We start from the raw sequence: 16,481 nt of genomic DNA on the forward strand, positions 1-16,481 counted from the left end.
GAGAACCTCGCAATGGCACAGCATTTTGACTACATCGCCATCGGTGGCGGCAGCGGCGGCATCGCCTCGGCCAACCGGGCAGCCATGTACGGCAAGAAAGTCGCCCTGATCGAAGCCAAAGAGCTGGGTGGCACCTGCGTCAACGTCGGCTGCGTACCGAAGAAGGCCATGTGGTATGCAGGCCAGATCGCCGATGCCCTGAAATATGGCGCCGACTACGGCTTCGACACCACGCTCAACCACTTCAGCTGGGCCAAGCTGGTCGAATCCCGTCAGGCCTATATCGGGCGCATTCACCAGTCCTACCAGAACGTGCTGGGCAAGAACCAGATCACTGTCATCAAGGGCTTCGCCCGCTTCGTCGACAGCCATACCGTCGAGGTGAACGGCGAGCACTACAGCGCCGATCACATCCTGATTGCCACCGGCGGCCGCCCCGAGGTCCCGACCATTCCGGGCGCCGAACTGGGTATCGACTCCGACGGCTTTTTCGACCTGCAAAGCCAGCCCAAACGGGTTGCCGTGGTAGGTGCCGGCTATATCGCCGTGGAGATCGCAGGCGTGATGCAGGCACTTGGCTCCGAGACCCATCTGGTGGTGCGCAAGCATGCGCCGCTGCGCAACTTCGACCCCATGATCCACGAGACCCTGGTGGAGATCATGGCGCAGGAAGGGCCCAAGCTGCACACCCACGCCATTCCCAAGGCCGTCATCAAGAACGCCGACGACAGCCTGACCCTGCAACTGGAAGATGGTCGCCACCTCACCGTGGACTGCCTCATCTGGGCCATCGGTCGCGTGCCCGCCACCGACAACCTCAATCTGGCTGCCACCGGCATCACCCTGGACGAGAAGGGCTTCATCCCCACCGACAAGTTCCAGAACACCGCCGTCGCCAACCTCTATGCCGTCGGTGACAACACCGGCCGCATCCAGCTCACCCCGGTGGCTGTCGCGGCAGGCCGCCGCCTCTCGGAGCGGCTGTTCAACAACAAGCCGGGCGAGCACCTCAACTACGATCTGGTGCCGACCGTGGTGTTCAGCCACCCGCCCATCGGCACCATCGGCCTGACCGAGCCGGAAGCCCTCGCCGAATACGGTGAAGATCAGGTGAAGGTCTACCGCAGCCAGTTCACCGCCATGTATTCGGCACTGACCCAGCATCGCCAGCCCACCCGGATGAAACTGGTCTGCGTCGGGCCGGAAGAGAAGGTGGTCGGCCTGCATGGAATCGGCTTCGCCATGGACGAGATCCTGCAAGGCTTCGGCGTCGCCATGAAGATGGGCGCCACCAAGGCGGACTTCGACAACTGCGTTGCCATCCATCCGACCAGCGCGGAAGAGTTTGTGACCATGCGATAAGCGGGGTTGAAGCTGACCTCATCACCATCGGGTCAGCTTCCACCACTTGCTACCAAAACCCGGCTCAGGCTGGGTTTTTTGTGCCTTGCCTGTCCACCAGCCAACAAAACCTGCCTTCTTTACGCCGATTTTACGCCAGCCAAATTGGGCTTTATGGCGCCTTTACGCCCGTTTTACATACCCTTTGAGCGTCAATGAGACCCATGGGATCGACACGGATATGCATCGATCCCTGACGCTAATTACCTCAACGGAGTCGTTATGAATTGGCTATATCTGCTGCTGGTCCTCGCCCTCGCGGGCTATCTGCTGCGCGCCCTCGCGCGCACTCATGAGTGAGGAACCGGATATGTGGCAAGAGATCATCTATCCCGTCGCGTTCGTGCTGCTGGTGCTGCTGCCGGCGCCTCTGCTTGGCAACTACCTGTATCGGGTGTTTGAAGGCAAGAGTCGCTGGCTGGCCCCGCTTGAGCGCGCCACCCTGGCCTGCTGCGGCACGGACGGGCGCGAGCAGGACTGGAAGTCCTACGCCCTCAGCCTGCTGGCTTTCAACGGCGCCGGTTTCGGCCTGCTGTTCCTGATCCTGATGGCGCAGGGGCTGCTGCCCCTCAACCCGCAGCAACTGCCCGGGCTGAACTGGCAACTCGCCTTCAACACCGCGGTCAGCTTCATGACCAACACCAACTGGCAGGCCTACTCCGGCGAAGCCAGCCTCTCCTACTTCAGCCAGATGGTGGGGCTCACCACCCAGAACTTCGTCTCCGCCGCCACAGGCGCCGCGGTCGCCATCGCCCTGTTTCGCGGCATCGCCCGCCAGCAGACCACCCACCTTGGCAACTTCTGGCAGGATCTGGTGCGCTTCTGCCTCTACGTGCTGCTGCCGATGGCGCTGATCCTGGCGCTGCTGCTGGTATGGCAGGGGGTGCCCCAGAGCCTGTCGGCCTACCTGCCGTTCCACGCCCTGGAAGGTCAGGAGCAGCTGCTGCCGCTCGGCCCGGCCGCCTCCCAGATCGCCATCAAGCAGCTCGGCTCCAACGGCGGCGGCTTCTTCGGCATCAACTCGGCCCATCCGTTCGAGAACCCGACCGCCCTCTCCAACTGGCTGGAAATGGTCGCCCTGCTGACCCTGGCCGCCGCTATGGTCTGCACCCTGGGTCGTTACGTGAAGGATCTGGCCCACAGCCGCGCCATCCTCATCGCCATGACCATCATGCTGGTGCTGGGGCTCTGCCTCGCCATCGGCCAGGAGCTGAAGCCGGATCCCGCCCTCGCCCACCTCACCAGCGAAGCCGGCAACTGGGAAGGCAAGGAGAGTCGCTTCGGCCCCGTGCTGTCCAGCATCTGGGAAGTGGCCACCACCGCCGCCTCCAACGGCTCAGTCAACGCCATGCACGACAGCTTCACCCCCCTCGGCGGCATGGTCGGCATGATCAACATGCTGCTGGGTGAAGTGGTGTTCGGCGGCGTCGGTGCCGGCATCTACGGCATGATGCTGTTCGTGCTGCTGACCGTGTTCCTGTGCGGCCTGATGGTGGGGCGCACCCCCACCTATCTGGGCAAACGGCTCGGCATCACCGAGATGAAGTGGGTGGTCGCCAGCATGCTGGTGATGCCGGTCGGGGTATTGGTGATCGGCGGCATTACCCTGCTGATGCCGAACTCCGCCACCGTCATCGGTCACGATGGCCCCCATGGCCTGTCACGACTGATCTATGCCTACGCCTCGGCCGCCGGCAACAACGGCTCCGCCTTCGCCGGCTTTGCCGCCGCCGACAGCTGGCAGTGCATCGCCATCGGGCTGGCCATGCTGCTCGGCCGCTTCGGCTACATCATTCCGGTGCTGGCCATCGCCGGCCAGCTGGCCCGTGCCCCGCGTCAGGAGCGAAGCGAGGGGGACTTCCCCGTCAGCGGCCCGCTCTTCATCACTCTGCTGATCGTCACCGTGCTGCTGATGGGGGGTCTCTCCTTCCTGCCGGTGCTGGCGCTGGGCCCGGTGGCGGAACACCTGAGCCTGCTGGGAGGAGCCTTCTGATGCTGCACCTCCGACTGATCTGCGTGACCAACTATTCGATGCAGGGAGCTTTCCAATGAGCAAATCCGCTTCAATGAGCACCGACACCATTCAGGTGAAGGGCAAGAAACAGAAATCACAGATCCTGCAGGCCATGGTGGAAGCCCTCTATCGCTTCAATCCCAGGGCGCTGTTTGGCAGCCCCATCCTGTTCACCCTCTGGCTGGCGGCCGTGATGGCGACCCTGGAGTCGCTGCTGGGGCAACCGCTCTCCGGCGTCGCTCCTTCTCTGGCCTGGCAGCTGACCGCCTGGCTCTGGCTCACCCTCTGGTTTGCCAACTTCGCCGAGACCCTGGCCGAGGGGCGCGGCAAGGCGCGGGCCGACAGCCTGAAGGCCGGCATGAGCCAGCTCAAGGCTCGTCGGGTCACCAGCCCACAGGATGATAAGGGCGAGTGGGTACCGGCCACCAGCCTGCTCAAGGGCGATCTGGTGCTGGTGCGCAGCGGCGAGATGATCCCCGCCGACGGCGAAGTGGTCGCCGGCATCGCCTCGGTTAACGAGGCGGCCATCACCGGCGAATCCGCCCCCGTCATCCGCGAGTCCGGCACCGACCGCAGCGGCGTGACCGGCAACACCACTGTCGTTTCCGACGAGATCTGGGTGCGCATCACCAACAACCCGGGCGAAAGCACGCTGGATCGCATGATTGCCCTGGTGGAAGGGGCCAAGCGGCAGAAGACCCCCAACGAGATGGCGCTGGACGCCCTGCTGGTGGGGCTGACCCTGATCTTCCTGCTGGTGGTGGCCACCCTGCCCTGGTTCCTCGACTACAACGGCACCCAGGTGCCCCGGCTCTATCTGCTGGCGCTGTTCATCACCCTGATCCCGACCACCATCGGCGGCCTGCTCTCCGCCATCGGCATCGCCGGCATGGACCGGCTGGTGAAGCTCAACGTGATCGCCAAGTCGGGCCGGGCGGTGGAAGCCGCCGGCGACGTGCGCACCCTGCTGCTGGACAAGACCGGCACCATCACCTTCGGCAACCGGATGGCGGACGAGCTGATCCCGGCCCCCGGCGTGGACCCCTCCCTGCTGGCCCAGGCCGCCATGCTGGCCTCGCTCGGTGACAACACGCCGGAGGGCAAATCCATCCTGACCCTGGCGGGCAAGAGCCACACCAGACCGAGCCAGCTGGAGAGCGACATCCTCATCCCCTTCAGCGCCGAGACCCGGCTGAGCGGGCTGGATCGCAACGGCCATCACTATCGCAAGGGGGCGGTGGACGCTGTGCTGCGCTACCTCTCCCTCGATCGCAAGGCGGTGCCCGAGCTCATTCTCAAATCGGTGGACAACATTGCCCGCCAGGGCGGTACCCCGCTGCTGGTCTGCACCCACGAGAAGCTGCTGGGGGTGGTGTACCTCAAGGACATCATCAAGCCGGGCATCAAGGCACGCTTCCAGATCCTGCGCCACATGGGGATCCGCACCGTGATGATCACCGGTGACAACCCGCTGACCGCCGCCGCCATCGCAGCCGAAGCCGGGGTAGATGACTTCATCGCCGAGGCGACGCCGGAGAAGAAGCTGGCCTACATCCGTCAGGAGCAGGCCGACGGCCGGCTGGTCGCCATGTGCGGGGACGGCGCCAACGACGCCCCGGCGCTGGCCCAGGCCGACGTGGGCCTGGCCATGAACGAGGGGACCCAGGCCGCCAAGGAGGCGGGCAACCTGGTGGATCTCGACTCCAACCCCACCAAGCTGCTGGACGTGGTGCTGGTGGGCAAGCAGCTGCTGGTGACCCGTGGCGCCCTGACCACCTTCTCCATCGCCAACGACGTGGCCAAGTACTTCGCCATCCTGCCGGCCCTGTTCATCGCCGCCTATCCACAGCTGGGGGCGCTGAACCTGATGCAGCTGGGCAGCCCAGAGAGCGCCATCCTGTCGGCCATCATCTTCAACGCCCTGATCATCGTCGCGCTGGTGCCGCTGGCTCTGCGCGGGGTCAGCCTGAAGGGAACGGCGGCCAGCCTGCTACGCCGCAACCTGCTGATCTACGGCGTCGGCGGCCTGATAGTGCCTTTCATCGGCATCAAGTTGATCGACCTGGTCATCACCGGCCTGGGGCTGGTGTAACGGCATCACCGGATGCGGGGCAGGCCCGCATCCACCCAACACATTTGGAGCAAACACATCATGATCGCAATCAGAACCCTGCTGACCCTGACCCTGCTGCTGGGGGTGGCATATCCGCTGGCCGTCACCGGGCTGGCCCAGCTGCTCTTCCCCTGGCAGGCCAACGGCAGCCTGCTCACCAACGCCAAGCAACAGGTGGTGGGCAGCGCCCTGCTGGCCCAGAAATTCGAGCGGGCCGACTACTTCCACTCCCGCCCCTCCGCCAGCGATTTCGCCACCATAGGTGGCGGCGGAAGCAACCTGGGGATGAGCTCGCCGCTACGGGTCGAGTTTGCCGCAGCTGCGGCCAGGGCGCAGCCGGAAGCCAGGGTCCCCGCCCTGCTGACCCGCTCCGCCTCCGGCCTCGATCCCCATCTGCCCCTCGATGCAGCGCTGGCCCAGGTGGATAGGGTCGCCGGGCAACGGGGGCTGGATCCCGTTCAGTTGACGGAGCAGGTCAAGTCGGCGGCACAAGCTGGTATCCTTGGCCCGCAGGTGGTCAACATTCTCCAGTTGAACCTGCAACTCGATCATCAAAAGGGCGCCTGAGGGCGCTCCTTGCCGTTCGGGAAGGCTCCCTTTCGACAACGGGGACAAGCATGAGCAATGAGGTCACGGCCGCAGTTCGGCCGATGCAACGGGAGCACGGGGATGCGTGATGAGGTGAGGGCAGACGCCCTGCTGGCGAGCCTGGAGCAGGAGCACAGGGGCAAGCTGAAGGTGTTTCTCGGCGCGGCCCCCGGCGTCGGCAAGACCTACGCCATGCTGCAGGCGGTGCGGGAGCAGGCCAGGGAGGGAGTCGACATCCTGATCGGGGTGGTGGAAACCCACGGCCGCCAGGAGACCCTGGCCCTGCTCGACAAGCTCGCCATCCTGCCGCGCACACTGCACCTGCACCGCCAGCAGCGGCTGGAGGAGATGGATCTGGACGGTCTGCTGGCGCGCAAGCCCGCCATCGCCGTGGTGGACGAGCTGGCCCACAGCAACGCCCCCGGCAGCCGCCACGAGAAGCGCTGGCAGGATGTAGAGGAGCTGCTGGGCGCCGGCATCGACGTCTACACCACCCTCAACGTGCAGCATCTGGAGAGCCTCAACGATCTGGTGTGGCAGCTGACCGGGGTCAGGGTCAAGGAGACCCTGCCGGATCAGGTGCTGCTGGAGGCCGACAGCCTGGTGCTGATCGACCTCCCCCCCAAGGAGCTGCTCGGCCGCCTCAAGGAGGGCAAGGTCTATGTGCCCCACCAGGCCAAGGCCGCCCTGCAATCCTTCTTCTCCCTCAACAACCTGACCGCCCTGCGGGAGCTGGCGATGCAGACCGCCGCCAGCCACGTGGAGGGGGATCTGCAGTTGCAGTGGCAGGCCGCCGGCAAGACCACACTGCCGCTGCGGGGCAAGCTGATGGTCTGCATCGGGGATGAGCACGGCGCCGCCCTGGTGCGTTACGGCCACCGCTTCGCCCAGCGCAGGCAACTGCCCTGGCTGGTGGTGCACATCGACAGCAAGGGGCAACGCTCCCCCGAGCTGGAGCAGGCGCTGGCCCTCGCCTCCCAACTGGGGGCCAGGGTGCTGACCCTCTCCAGCCCGGCCGTGGCCGATGCCCTGCTGGAAACCGCCGAACAGCAGCAGGTCTCCCAATTGCTGCTCGGCAAATCCCGCAACCCGCCCTGGCGTCGATCCCTGGTACAGCACCTGCTCAAACAGGCGCAGGGATTCGAGATCACGCTGGTGGATACCGAGAAGCGCAAGCCCGGCCTGACCCTACCTACGGCAGGCCCGGGTGAGCTTCGCCAGAGCCTGCTCGCGGTGGCCATCATGGGGGGGACCTCGGCCGTGGTCTGGGCCCTCTCCCACTGGCTGCCCCCCGCCTCCCTGCCCATGCTGTTCGTGCTGGGGGTACTGGCCACCGCGCTCACCACCAGCCTGGTCCCCGCCATCCTGGCTGCGGTGCTGGGCTTCGTCGGCCACAATCTGCTGTTCACCTTCCCCTACTTCTCCCTGAGCGTGGCCAGCCACAGCGACCTGCTCACCCTGTTCGTGCTGCTCATCGTCGGCATCGCGGCCGGGCGGCTCGCCTCCCGCCAGCGTCAGCAACTGGTCAGCCTGCGCGAGACCCAGCAACTGGGCAACGCCCTGCTCTCCCTGAGCCAGGGGCTGGCCACCGCCAGCAGCCCGGTGGACGTGCTGAGACAGGGAACCCAGGCCATCGCCCTCGCCCTTGGGCAGCCCGTGTTCGCGCTCGATGGGGATTACCAGTACCGGGCCGGTGACACCCAGACCGGGCCGGGCCAGACCGACAAGGCCGCCATTGACTGGTGCCTGGCCCAGAAGCAGAGCGCCGGTGCCCATACCGCCACCCTCAACGCCGCCGAGGCCCAGTACCATCACCTCGGCGATGACCTGGTGCTGGGCATCCGGCTGGCCAACCCGCTCACCTCCGCCGCCGAGCACCAGCTACAGGCCCTGCTCACCGATATCCGCGCCGCCCTGGCGCGGATCGATCTCAACGAGCGGCTGGCCGACAGCCAGTTGCAGGCGGAGACCGACCGGATGCGCGCCGCCCTGCTCTCCTCGGTCTCCCACGACCTGAAGACGCCGCTGGCCACCATCATGGGGGCCGGCAGCACCCTGCTGGAATACGGGGACCGGATAAGTGCGGAGGACCGCATCGAACTGCTGCACTCGGTGCAGGACGAGGCGCGCCGCCTGCACGGCTATGTGCAAAACCTGCTGGACATGACCCGCATCGGTTCACCGGATTTCCAGCTGAAACGGGACTGGGTCGACCTGGCGGACCTGGTGGAGAGCGCCCGCCGCCGGCTCGACTCCTCCTGGCGCCAGCACAAGCTGCTGGTGCACTTCGATCAGCAGATCCCCCGGCTCTATGTGCACGGCGCCCTGATCGAGCAGGTGCTGGTCAACATCCTCGACAACGCCTCCCGCTACTCGCCGGCCGGCACCCCCATCGAGTTCAAGGTGATGCTGGCGGACCCAGACCTCATCATCGACATCATCGATATCGGGGTCGGCATCGCCGAGTCGGATCGGGACAAGATCTTCAATCTGTTCTACACCCAGCCGGTCGGCGACTGCGGCAGCCGCGGCACCGGGCTTGGCCTCGCCATTTCCCGCGCTATGATAGAGGTCCACGGCGGCCGCATCTGGGCATTCGCCGGCCCCAACGGCAACGGCACCTGCATGCGCATCTCCCTGCCGCTGGCCCTCAACGCACCGGCGGCCTGATGGTCGCCGCCCTTTTCAATCAGCAAACGGGAGGCTGAATGGCTCACATACTGGTCATCGACGACGAGGCGGCCATCCGCCGTTTTTTGCGGATCAGCCTGATCGCCGAAGGACATCAGGTGAGTGAGGCGGTCGGCGTCACCGAGGGGATGGCGCAGTATCGCCACCTCAACCCCGACCTGGTGATCCTGGATCTGGGCCTGCCGGACGGTGATGGCATCCAAATCCTGCACGCCATCCGCGAGCACCACGCCAATCCCGTGCTGGTGCTCTCGGCGCGGGACTCCGAGCAGGAGAAGGTGCGGCTGCTGGATGCGGGGGCCAACGACTACATGAGCAAGCCGTTCGGCGTCGGGGAGATGATGGCCCGTATCCGGGTGCTGCTGCGCCAGCGCGTCGGTGCCACCAGCGGCGAATGCCGCCACTTCCCCCACTGTGGCCTGACCCTGGACAGCAGCAGCCACAAAGTCACCCTGCAGGGCGAGGAGATCCCCCTCTCCCGCAAGGAGTTCGCCCTGTTGCAGGCGCTGGTGTGCCACCCCGGCAAGCTGGTGCAACAGACCCAGCTGCTCATCGACATCTGGGGACCGAGCCACAAGGAAGATACCCACTACCTGCGCATCGTCATCGCCAGCCTGCGCAAGAAGCTGGGAGATAACCCCCAGCAACCCACCCTGATCGAGACCGAATCCGGCATCGGCTACCGCTTTATCGGCAGCTGATGTTGCAGCAAGAAGCTGGGCGGCAACATTCCCAGCAACCCACCCTGATCGAAACTGAAGCCGGCATCGGCTACCGTTTTATCGGCAGCTGATGTTTCACGTGGAACGACGCCAGCAACAACAGAGTGCCAGCAGACCGCAACCACCGAGCAGCAGCCCGAGATCCTGCAAGCTGGCTGCAACCGCCAACCCCAGGCTGAGCAGCAGGTAGTAACCGAGCCCGAACAGGGCCCCGGCACTGCCCGCCACCTCCCGATAGGCCAGCAGTGCCTGACTCAGCACATTGGGGATAGCCAGCCCGAACGCGATCACCACTCCCGTCATGGGCAGCAGAAACCAGAGCGATGCCTGACTGGCCCACACCAGCCAACCCGAACCCGACGCCAGCACGGCGGCGAGCCGTATTAACGAGGCTGGCGTCCAGCCACGGCCCAGCAGGCACTTGTTGAGCAGGCTGCCTCCCAGGGTCGCCAGCGCCAGCACGATGCCGGAGTAACCAAACTCGCCCGCGCTCAGCCCCTGACCGGCAAACAGAAACGGCGCCAGGCTGTAGTAGCCGAACAGCATGGTGTTGAACAGGGCGACCAGAGCGGCGCTGCGCCACAAGCCGGTATCACGCAACATCCGTTGTGCCAGCGGCCAGAGTGCGACCCTTTGGGTGGTGGCCGGGCGGGTTTCCGGCAGTTGCCAGCAAGTGACCAGCAACAATCCGGCAGCCAACACCAGCAGGGCGCCGAATACCCCGAGATAACCCAAGCCATCAGCAAGCAGGCCTCCGCTCACCAGCCCCAGTACCGGACTGAGGGAGAGTGCGATGCCCATCACCGAAAAGACCCGCGCCAGATCGCTGCCCTGATAGCTGTCGCGCATCATGGTCTGGGTCACCACGGAACCCACGGCGGCGCCGAAGGCCGCGATGACCCGGGCCAGCAGCAGGGTTTCAAATTGAGTGGCCAGCAACGCCAGCAGGGTGCCGGCGCCATAGGTCAGCAGCCCCGCCAGCATGGCGGGACGCCGCCCGATGAGATCGCACACTCGGCCCCAGCAGACCACGCCCGCCGCAAACGCCAGAAAATAGACCGACAGGGTCTGGGACGCCTGCCCCTCGCTCACCCGAAACTCAGTGGCGATATGGGTCAGCACCGGGCTGTAGATGGTCTCCACTATCTGGGGAAACATCATCAATCCGACCATCAGCCAGCGCGGTGGCAACCTGTTGTTCATGACACACCTCCTTCACAAGAGGTCGCCATTCTAGAGAGGGATAACATGTCCGATTACAATAAGGCGGACTATAAACAGCAAGAATCGGACACATGGCCTTTATTCTTCCCGATCACCCCTTTGATCCGGACCAGCACGACGGCAGCGCCATCGGTATTGCCGCCGCCCTCGGCTGGCACGACTCCGGCCGCCATCAGCACCAGCGCCACCAGCTGCTGTTCGCCCAGGCAGGCTGCATGACCATAGAGCTGGACGATCAGGTCTGCCTGCTGCCGCCGACGCGAGCGGCCTGGTTGCCAGCAGGCCTGCCCCACCGGGTGCTGATGCGCGGGGTAGTGGCGTATCGCTCCCTCTACTTCCAGCCGGAGCCCGCGTTGCCAAACGAGATGGCGGTGCTGGCCGTCAACCCGCTGCTGCGGGAGATCATCGAGCGGATGGCGCTCTGGCCGTGGGACAAGCCGGAAGCAGAACAAACCTGCACACTGGCATTATTGAAAGAAGAGCTGGCGCAAGCGCCGCGGGAATCCTGGCAGTTGCCGCTGCCGTCAGACGGGCGTCTGACCGGCTGGCTGCAGGAGATAAAGCGGGGTGACACCCTGCCCGATCGGCTCAACCGGCTGGCCGAACGGGTGGGTGCCAGTGACAAGACCATAGGCCGCATCTTCATGCGGGAGACCGGCATGAGCTACCAGGCCTGGCGCCAGCAGTGGCGACTGCTGCGGGCCATGGAGCTGCTGGCCGAAGCCGAGCCCATCAGCCGGGTGGCCGCTGCCCTGGAGTTCGCCAGCGACAGCGCCTTCATCGCCTTCTTCAGGCAGCACACGGGGCAGACCCCCTTGCGCTACCTCAACTCTCGGGATGAGTCGCATCGGCCGAGCTCGCCTCCACCACCAGGGTCTCCAGGGCCAGCGGCTTGAGGTTGTGGATGGCCTCTGCCACCACGTCATGGGAGGCCTGCTGCTGCAAGGCCAGCATCTCCTGCTGCAGGGCGGCGCTGTCCAGCTCGGGTCTGGGGTTCTCGGCGGCCACGGCATTCAGGCTCAGGCTGCTGGCAATCAGGGTAGCGATCAGGATCTTCATCTGGCGTGCTCCGGTGTGGTTGAGATGACCACATAACTATTCCAATAGTTGTGCCAGATTTATAACAACATGATTTTATTGATATAAATGATTTTTTGATGCTGCCACCCCCCTTCCTGAATCGAATATTGGTTATTTTAAAACCTATAAATGGTTTTTTTTACCACCTCCATCATGGCAACCCTGTTCCACGTGAAACGCCCCGTTTTTTTGATCGACACCCGCTTTTGAAGTGAGCTATGGTGCTAGCTTCCCCCTTAACTGACTCTGGATTTGCCACCGAATGGAATTCTCCTTGTTCGGCGAGAAGTTCACTCGCCACGCCGGTATTACCCAACTCATGGACGACCTCAATCAAGGGCTGCTGAATCCCGACGCCATCATGCTGGGAGGCGGCAATCCGGCCCCCATCCCCGCCATGCTGGAACGCTTTCAGGCCGAGGCCAATACCCTGCTCGACAACGGCGAACTGCTCAAGGCCATGGCCAACTACGATGGCCCCCAGGGCAAGGACAGGTTCACCAAGGCGCTGGCGGCCCTGCTCAGCAAGGAGCTGGGTTGGGAGATCTCCGCCCGCAACATCGCCCTGACCAACGGCAGCCAGAACGCCTTCTTCTATCTATTCAACCTGCTGGCGGGCGAATTTGCCGATGGCCGCAAGAAGAAGGTACTGTTCCCGCTCGCCCCCGAGTACATCGGTTATGCCGACTCGGCACTGGCGGACGACTACTTCGTGGCCTACAAACCCACCATCGAGAAGCTGGCCGATGGCCAGTTCAAGTACCACGTGGACTTCGAGAGCCTGCAGGTGGGTGACGACATCGGGGTGATCTGCGTCTCCCGGCCGACCAACCCGACCGGCAACGTGCTCACCGACGAAGAGATCGAGCACCTCGATCAGATCGCCCGCGACAAGGGTATTCCTCTGCTGATCGACAACGCCTACGGCGTCCCCTTCCCTGGCATCATCTTCAGCGAGGCCAAGCCGTTCTGGAACGCCAACACCATCCTCTGCATGAGCCTCTCCAAGCTGGGGTTGCCGGGCACCCGCTGCGGCATCGTCATCGCCGACGAGAAGATCATTCAGGCCATCACCAACCTGAGCGGCATCATCAATCTGGCACCGGGCAGTCTGGGCCCCGCCATCACCATTCCGATGATCGAGAGCGGCGAGATCATCGCCCTCAGCGAGCAGGTGGTGAAACCCTTCTATCGGCAGAAGGCGGAGCTGGCGGTGCAACTGCTGCGCGAAGCCATCCCCGACCCGCGCTTTCACATCCACAAGCCGGAAGGTGCCCTCTTCCTCTGGCTCTGGTTCGAAGGGTTGCCGATCCACTGTCAGGAGCTGTACGAGCGACTGAAGGCGAAGAACCTGCTGATCGTGCCGGGCCACTACTTCTTCCCTGGCATCGATGACCCGGAGTGGCGTCACAGCCAGGAGTGCATCCGCCTCAACTACTCCCAGAGCGAGGAGCTGGTGCGCCGCGGCATCGCCATCCTGGCCGACGAGATCAACGCCCTCTACGCCGGCTAAGCCAGTCAGGCGAACAAAAACAGAGAGGCCTGCAATGCAGGCCTCTCTTCTATCAGCTGGTCAGCGATACTGTTTAGCCGGGCAGCGCCAGCTGCTCGGGTTTGCCGATGGGGATGGCGCGGGGCTTGAGCGCCTCCGGCAGCTCCCGGGCCAGCTCTATGGTCAGCAGGCCATGCTCCAGCTTGGCGCCCTGCACCTCTACATGCTGGCTCAGCTTGAAGGCGAGCTCGAAGTCCCGCTCGGCGATCCCCTGATGGAGGAACTGGCGCTCGCCCATGGAGGCGACCTTGCGCCCCTTCACCTTGAGGGTGCCGTTTTCGGTCTCCAGCTCCAGCTCATTGCGCTCGAAACCAGCCACGGCAACCGTGATGAGGTAGCTGTCGTGATCCCGCTTTTCGATGTTGTACGGGGGGTAGGCCGAGGTCTTCTGATCGAACAGGCCTTCCAGCTCGCGGGCCATCCGCTCGAAGCCGACGGCATTGGAATAGAGATGAGAAAAATCGAGGTTACGCATGATCCTATCCTTCTATAAAGCAACAGGGTTTACTCTCCACGGGCCCGCCATCGGCACCCGGGAAACATCAGCAATGCAACGAGGTCAGGCTGTCAGCCGTTGATCTCGATCTTGCGGGGCTTCATCGCCTCGGGCACTTCGCGCACCAGGTCGATGTGCAGCAGACCGTTCTTCAGGTCGGCCCCCTTCACCCGCACATAGTCGGCCAGCTGGAAGCGACGCTCGAAGCCGCGTTCAGCAATGCCTTGGTAGAGGTAGTTGCGCTCGGTGTCGGCCTGCTTGCTGCCCTTCACCGTCAGCAGATTTTCCTGGAAGCTCAGCTCCAGCTCTTCCTGGGTAAAGCCCGCCACCGCCATGCTGATACGGTAGTCGCTGTCACCCAGCTGCTCGATGTTGTAGGGGGGATAGCCGGCATTGCCATTGCTGGCCGCAGATTCGATGAGAGTGGCCAGACGATCGAAACCGATGGCAGAACGATAGAGCGGAGAAAAGTCGATAGAACGCATAGTATTACCCTCTTGTGAGCGATAACGGATTGTTTGCCCTCCTGATGGACGGGCGCCTGGTCGAAACCTCTGTCGAGCGTTCCGGCCTTGTTATCTATATAGGGGCCAGCATTTGGCTTTCAAGGGGTAAAAACAAAAGAAATGCAGGCCATCAAGAATGGCCCGATTAGATCGATAATAGGCCTGCGGGCCACTCATGATCCGTCCCTCATCCCTCCATACTGGCCGTGTCCCCAACGAGAAACCGGAGCACGCCATGAAGATTACCCAGGTTCGCAACGCCACCCTGCTCATCCACTACGCAGGAACCCGCTTCCTCATCGACCCCATGCTGGCCCCCAAGGGGAGCTACCCCGGCTTCGAAGGCATGGCCAACAGCCATCTTCGCAACCCCCTGGTCGATCTGCCGCTGCCCATGGCGACCCTGCTGGAGGTGGATGCGGTGATTGTCACCCATGACCATCTGGATCACTGGGACGATGTCGCGAAAGCGAAGATCCCCAAGCACCTTCCCCTGTTCGTGCAGCATCAAAAAGATGCCGACACCATGAGGGGATGCGGCTTCGAGGATGTGCGCCTGCTGGGCGAGGTCGGCGAGTTCGCCGGCATCCGCCTGCAACAGACGGAAGGCCGACACGGCAGCGATACCATCATGGCCCTGCTGGGGGATCGCCTTGGCGAGGTCAGCGGAGTGGTCTTCTCCCATCCCGCCGAAAAGACCCTCTATCTGGCCGGCGACACCGTCTGGAATGCCCAGGTTGAACAAGCGCTGCACCGGCACCAACCCGAGGTTGTCGTCCTCAACTGCGGTGATGCCCAGGTGACGGGTCTGGGCGCCATCATCATGGGCAAGGAGGATGTGGCCGCCGTCTATCAGGCCGCCCCGCAGGCCACCCTGATCGCCAGCCACATGGAGGCGGTCAATCATGCCCTGCTGTCCCGGCGGGAGCTGCGCGACTACCTGGACAGCCAGGGGATGGCCGCCCGGGTAAGGGTGCCCGAGGATGGCGACACCATGGTGCTCTGAGCGAGGGGCCGGGCACCACATGGCTCTTCGGCTTTCTGTTGCTGCCCCGTATGATGGGGATCCGAGTGCAAAGGAGTTTGCCACCATGCCCCGTCCCCTCATCGTCGCCGTCATCACCTTCGATCGCTTCAGCCCCTTTCACTGCTCGGTGCCCTGCCTCATCTTTGGCGACAAGATGATGCCGGGCCAGTCGTTGTTCGAGCTGAGACTCTGCGCCGGGGATGACACGCGGCAACCCGCCTCCTCCCAGGGCTTTCGCATGGAGGCCGACTATGGCCTGGAGGGTCTGCTGGAGGCGGATATCATCATCATCCCCTTCTGGCGCGATCCGGCCGAGCGCCCCGCCCAACCCCTGCTCGATGCCCTGGTTGCCGCCCGGATCAGGGGAGCCCAGATCGTGGGGCTCTGTCTCGGTACCTATGTGCTGGCCTACGCCGGCCTGCTGGACGGGCGCGGTGCAGCCACCCACTGGGAATTTGAACAGGAGTTCGTCCAGCGCTTCCCCCGGGTGCGGCTCGATACCAATGCCCTCTACGTCGACGACGACGGGCTCATCACCTCGGCTGGCACCGCCGCCAGCCTGGACTGCTGCCTCTATCTGGTTCGCCAGCATCACGGCAGCCAGATTGCCAACAAGCTGGCCAGGCGGCTGGTGGTGCCTCCCCACCGGGAGGGTGGCCAGGCCCAGTTCATCGAGCAGCCGGTACCCGCCTCCACCCGGGATGCCAGGATCAACCAGCTGTTCGATCACCTGCGCCTGCACCTGGCCGCGCCCCACACCCTGGACAGCCTGGCGGAACATTGCATGATGAGCCGACGCACCTTTAGCCGCCGCTTCCAGCTCGCCACCGGTCTCTCCCTCGGGGAGTGGCTGATGGCGGAGCGTCTGCGCCGCAGCCAGACGCTGCTGGAGTCCAGCTCCCACACCGTGGAACGCATCGCCGAACTGGTGGGGCTCGGATCTGCCACCATATTGCGCAAGCACTTTCGCGCCCGCTTCGGAGTGTCGCCGCGGGAGTGGCGCCGCACCTTTCGCGGTGACAGAGTCTAGGTCCCTCATGTTTCACGTGGAACGCGCCCTCTCCCTT

14 protein-coding genes are annotated in these 16,481 nt (G+C 64.2%); 10 read left to right on the plus strand and 4 right to left on the minus strand.

Annotated elements, in window-relative coordinates:
- The first annotated feature begins 12 nt into the window (after nt 1-12).
- From gorA to AB5Y51_RS16300, 6 genes are all read left to right on the plus strand, one after another.
- The gene (gene gorA, locus AB5Y51_RS16275) at nt 13-1,362 is read left to right on the plus strand and encodes a glutathione-disulfide reductase (protein WP_368178742.1); all 1,350 of its coding nucleotides are present in this window, start codon (nt 13-15) and stop codon (nt 1,360-1,362) included.
- A 349-nt stretch (nt 1,363-1,711) separates the two neighbouring features.
- Nucleotides 1,712-3,394, plus strand: a complete 1,683-nt coding sequence (gene kdpA, locus AB5Y51_RS16280; protein ID WP_069784379.1) for a potassium-transporting ATPase subunit KdpA — start codon at nt 1,712-1,714, stop codon at nt 3,392-3,394.
- A 55-nt stretch (nt 3,395-3,449) separates the two neighbouring features.
- Nucleotides 3,450-5,507 (plus strand): potassium-transporting ATPase subunit KdpB, encoded by a 2,058-nt coding sequence (kdpB, locus tag AB5Y51_RS16285; RefSeq protein WP_368178743.1) that lies wholly within the window; start codon nt 3,450-3,452, stop codon nt 5,505-5,507.
- 60 nt (nt 5,508-5,567) lie between these two features.
- Nucleotides 5,568-6,095: a potassium-transporting ATPase subunit C gene (locus AB5Y51_RS16290; RefSeq protein ID WP_257711993.1), complete on the plus strand. Its 528-nt coding sequence runs from the start codon at nt 5,568-5,570 to the stop codon at nt 6,093-6,095.
- Nucleotides 6,096-6,197: 102 nt separating this feature from the next.
- On the plus strand, nt 6,198-8,786 hold the full coding sequence (locus AB5Y51_RS16295) for a sensor histidine kinase KdpD (RefSeq protein WP_182951425.1): 2,589 nt from the start codon (nt 6,198-6,200) through the stop codon (nt 8,784-8,786).
- A gap of 38 nt (nt 8,787-8,824) precedes the next feature.
- A complete protein-coding gene (locus AB5Y51_RS16300) occupies nt 8,825-9,508 on the plus strand; it encodes a response regulator (protein ID WP_010672297.1) in 684 nt (227 codons plus the stop codon).
- Between the two features lie 96 nt (nt 9,509-9,604).
- Here the strand turns inward: AB5Y51_RS16300 and AB5Y51_RS16305 are convergent, their stop codons facing one another.
- On the minus strand, nt 9,605-10,732 hold the full coding sequence (locus AB5Y51_RS16305) for a multidrug effflux MFS transporter (RefSeq protein ID WP_323917125.1): 1,128 nt from the start codon (nt 10,730-10,732) through the stop codon (nt 9,605-9,607).
- 92 nt (nt 10,733-10,824) lie between these two features.
- Here AB5Y51_RS16305 and AB5Y51_RS16310 point away from each other — a divergent pair, with 92 nt between their 5' ends.
- Nucleotides 10,825-11,649 (plus strand): helix-turn-helix transcriptional regulator, encoded by an 825-nt coding sequence (locus AB5Y51_RS16310; RefSeq protein WP_039040651.1) that lies wholly within the window; start codon nt 10,825-10,827, stop codon nt 11,647-11,649.
- Here the strand turns inward: AB5Y51_RS16310 and AB5Y51_RS16315 are convergent.
- On the minus strand, nt 11,579-11,812 hold the full coding sequence (locus AB5Y51_RS16315; protein WP_323917127.1) for a hypothetical protein: 234 nt from the start codon (nt 11,810-11,812) through the stop codon (nt 11,579-11,581). The two genes, AB5Y51_RS16310 and AB5Y51_RS16315, sit on opposite strands and share 71 nt — an antisense overlap.
- Before the next feature lie 283 nt (nt 11,813-12,095).
- On the opposite strand from AB5Y51_RS16315, the gene AB5Y51_RS16320 reads away from it, so the two are divergent.
- Nucleotides 12,096-13,346: a valine--pyruvate transaminase gene (locus tag AB5Y51_RS16320; RefSeq protein WP_368178744.1), complete on the plus strand. Its 1,251-nt coding sequence runs from the start codon at nt 12,096-12,098 to the stop codon at nt 13,344-13,346.
- 73 nt (nt 13,347-13,419) lie between these two features.
- Here the strand turns inward: AB5Y51_RS16320 and AB5Y51_RS16325 are convergent, their stop codons facing one another.
- Together AB5Y51_RS16325 and AB5Y51_RS16330 are read right to left on the minus strand one after the other, a co-directional pair.
- Complete coding sequence (locus tag AB5Y51_RS16325) at nt 13,420-13,860, minus strand: Hsp20 family protein (RefSeq protein ID WP_017766633.1); 441 nt, start codon at nt 13,858-13,860, stop codon at nt 13,420-13,422.
- Nucleotides 13,861-13,952: 92 nt separating this feature from the next.
- Nucleotides 13,953-14,366, minus strand: a complete 414-nt coding sequence (locus AB5Y51_RS16330; RefSeq protein ID WP_010672291.1) for an Hsp20 family protein — start codon at nt 14,364-14,366, stop codon at nt 13,953-13,955.
- 256 nt (nt 14,367-14,622) lie between these two features.
- Here AB5Y51_RS16330 and AB5Y51_RS16335 point away from each other — a divergent pair, with 256 nt between their 5' ends.
- Both AB5Y51_RS16335 and AB5Y51_RS16340 read left to right on the plus strand, forming a co-directional pair.
- Nucleotides 14,623-15,393 (plus strand): MBL fold metallo-hydrolase, encoded by a 771-nt coding sequence (locus tag AB5Y51_RS16335; protein WP_201891101.1) that lies wholly within the window; start codon nt 14,623-14,625, stop codon nt 15,391-15,393.
- A gap of 85 nt (nt 15,394-15,478) precedes the next feature.
- Nucleotides 15,479-16,444 (plus strand): GlxA family transcriptional regulator, encoded by a 966-nt coding sequence (locus AB5Y51_RS16340; RefSeq protein ID WP_042864676.1) that lies wholly within the window; start codon nt 15,479-15,481, stop codon nt 16,442-16,444.
- The last annotated feature ends 37 nt before the right edge of the window (nt 16,445-16,481 follow it).

Origin of the sequence: Aeromonas sp. R7-1, from assembly GCF_040908115.1 — a bacterium.
GTDB classification, from domain to species: Bacteria; Pseudomonadota; Gammaproteobacteria; order Enterobacterales; family Aeromonadaceae; genus Aeromonas; species Aeromonas caviae.

Coding starts and splice junctions, on each gene's coding strand:
- AB5Y51_RS16295 (WP_182951425.1), top strand. CDS start 6,198: ATGCGTGATGAGGTGAGGGCAGACGCCCTGCTGGCGAGCCTGGAGCAG.
- AB5Y51_RS16320 (WP_368178744.1), top strand. CDS start 12,096: ATGGAATTCTCCTTGTTCGGCGAGAAGTTCACTCGCCACGCCGGTATT.
- AB5Y51_RS16290 (WP_257711993.1), top strand. CDS start 5,568: ATGATCGCAATCAGAACCCTGCTGACCCTGACCCTGCTGCTGGGGGTG.
- AB5Y51_RS16310 (WP_039040651.1), top strand. CDS start 10,825: ATGGCCTTTATTCTTCCCGATCACCCCTTTGATCCGGACCAGCACGAC.
- AB5Y51_RS16340 (WP_042864676.1), top strand. CDS start 15,479: ATGCCCCGTCCCCTCATCGTCGCCGTCATCACCTTCGATCGCTTCAGC.
- AB5Y51_RS16300 (WP_010672297.1), top strand. CDS start 8,825: ATGGCTCACATACTGGTCATCGACGACGAGGCGGCCATCCGCCGTTTT.
- AB5Y51_RS16325 (WP_017766633.1), bottom strand. CDS start 13,860: ATGCGTAACCTCGATTTTTCTCATCTCTATTCCAATGCCGTCGGCTTC.
- AB5Y51_RS16330 (WP_010672291.1), bottom strand. CDS start 14,366: ATGCGTTCTATCGACTTTTCTCCGCTCTATCGTTCTGCCATCGGTTTC.
- kdpA (WP_069784379.1), top strand. CDS start 1,712: ATGTGGCAAGAGATCATCTATCCCGTCGCGTTCGTGCTGCTGGTGCTG.
- gorA (WP_368178742.1), top strand. CDS start 13: ATGGCACAGCATTTTGACTACATCGCCATCGGTGGCGGCAGCGGCGGC.
- kdpB (WP_368178743.1), top strand. CDS start 3,450: ATGAGCAAATCCGCTTCAATGAGCACCGACACCATTCAGGTGAAGGGC.
- AB5Y51_RS16315 (WP_323917127.1), bottom strand. CDS start 11,812: ATGAAGATCCTGATCGCTACCCTGATTGCCAGCAGCCTGAGCCTGAAT.
- AB5Y51_RS16305 (WP_323917125.1), bottom strand. CDS start 10,732: ATGAACAACAGGTTGCCACCGCGCTGGCTGATGGTCGGATTGATGATG.
- AB5Y51_RS16335 (WP_201891101.1), top strand. CDS start 14,623: ATGAAGATTACCCAGGTTCGCAACGCCACCCTGCTCATCCACTACGCA.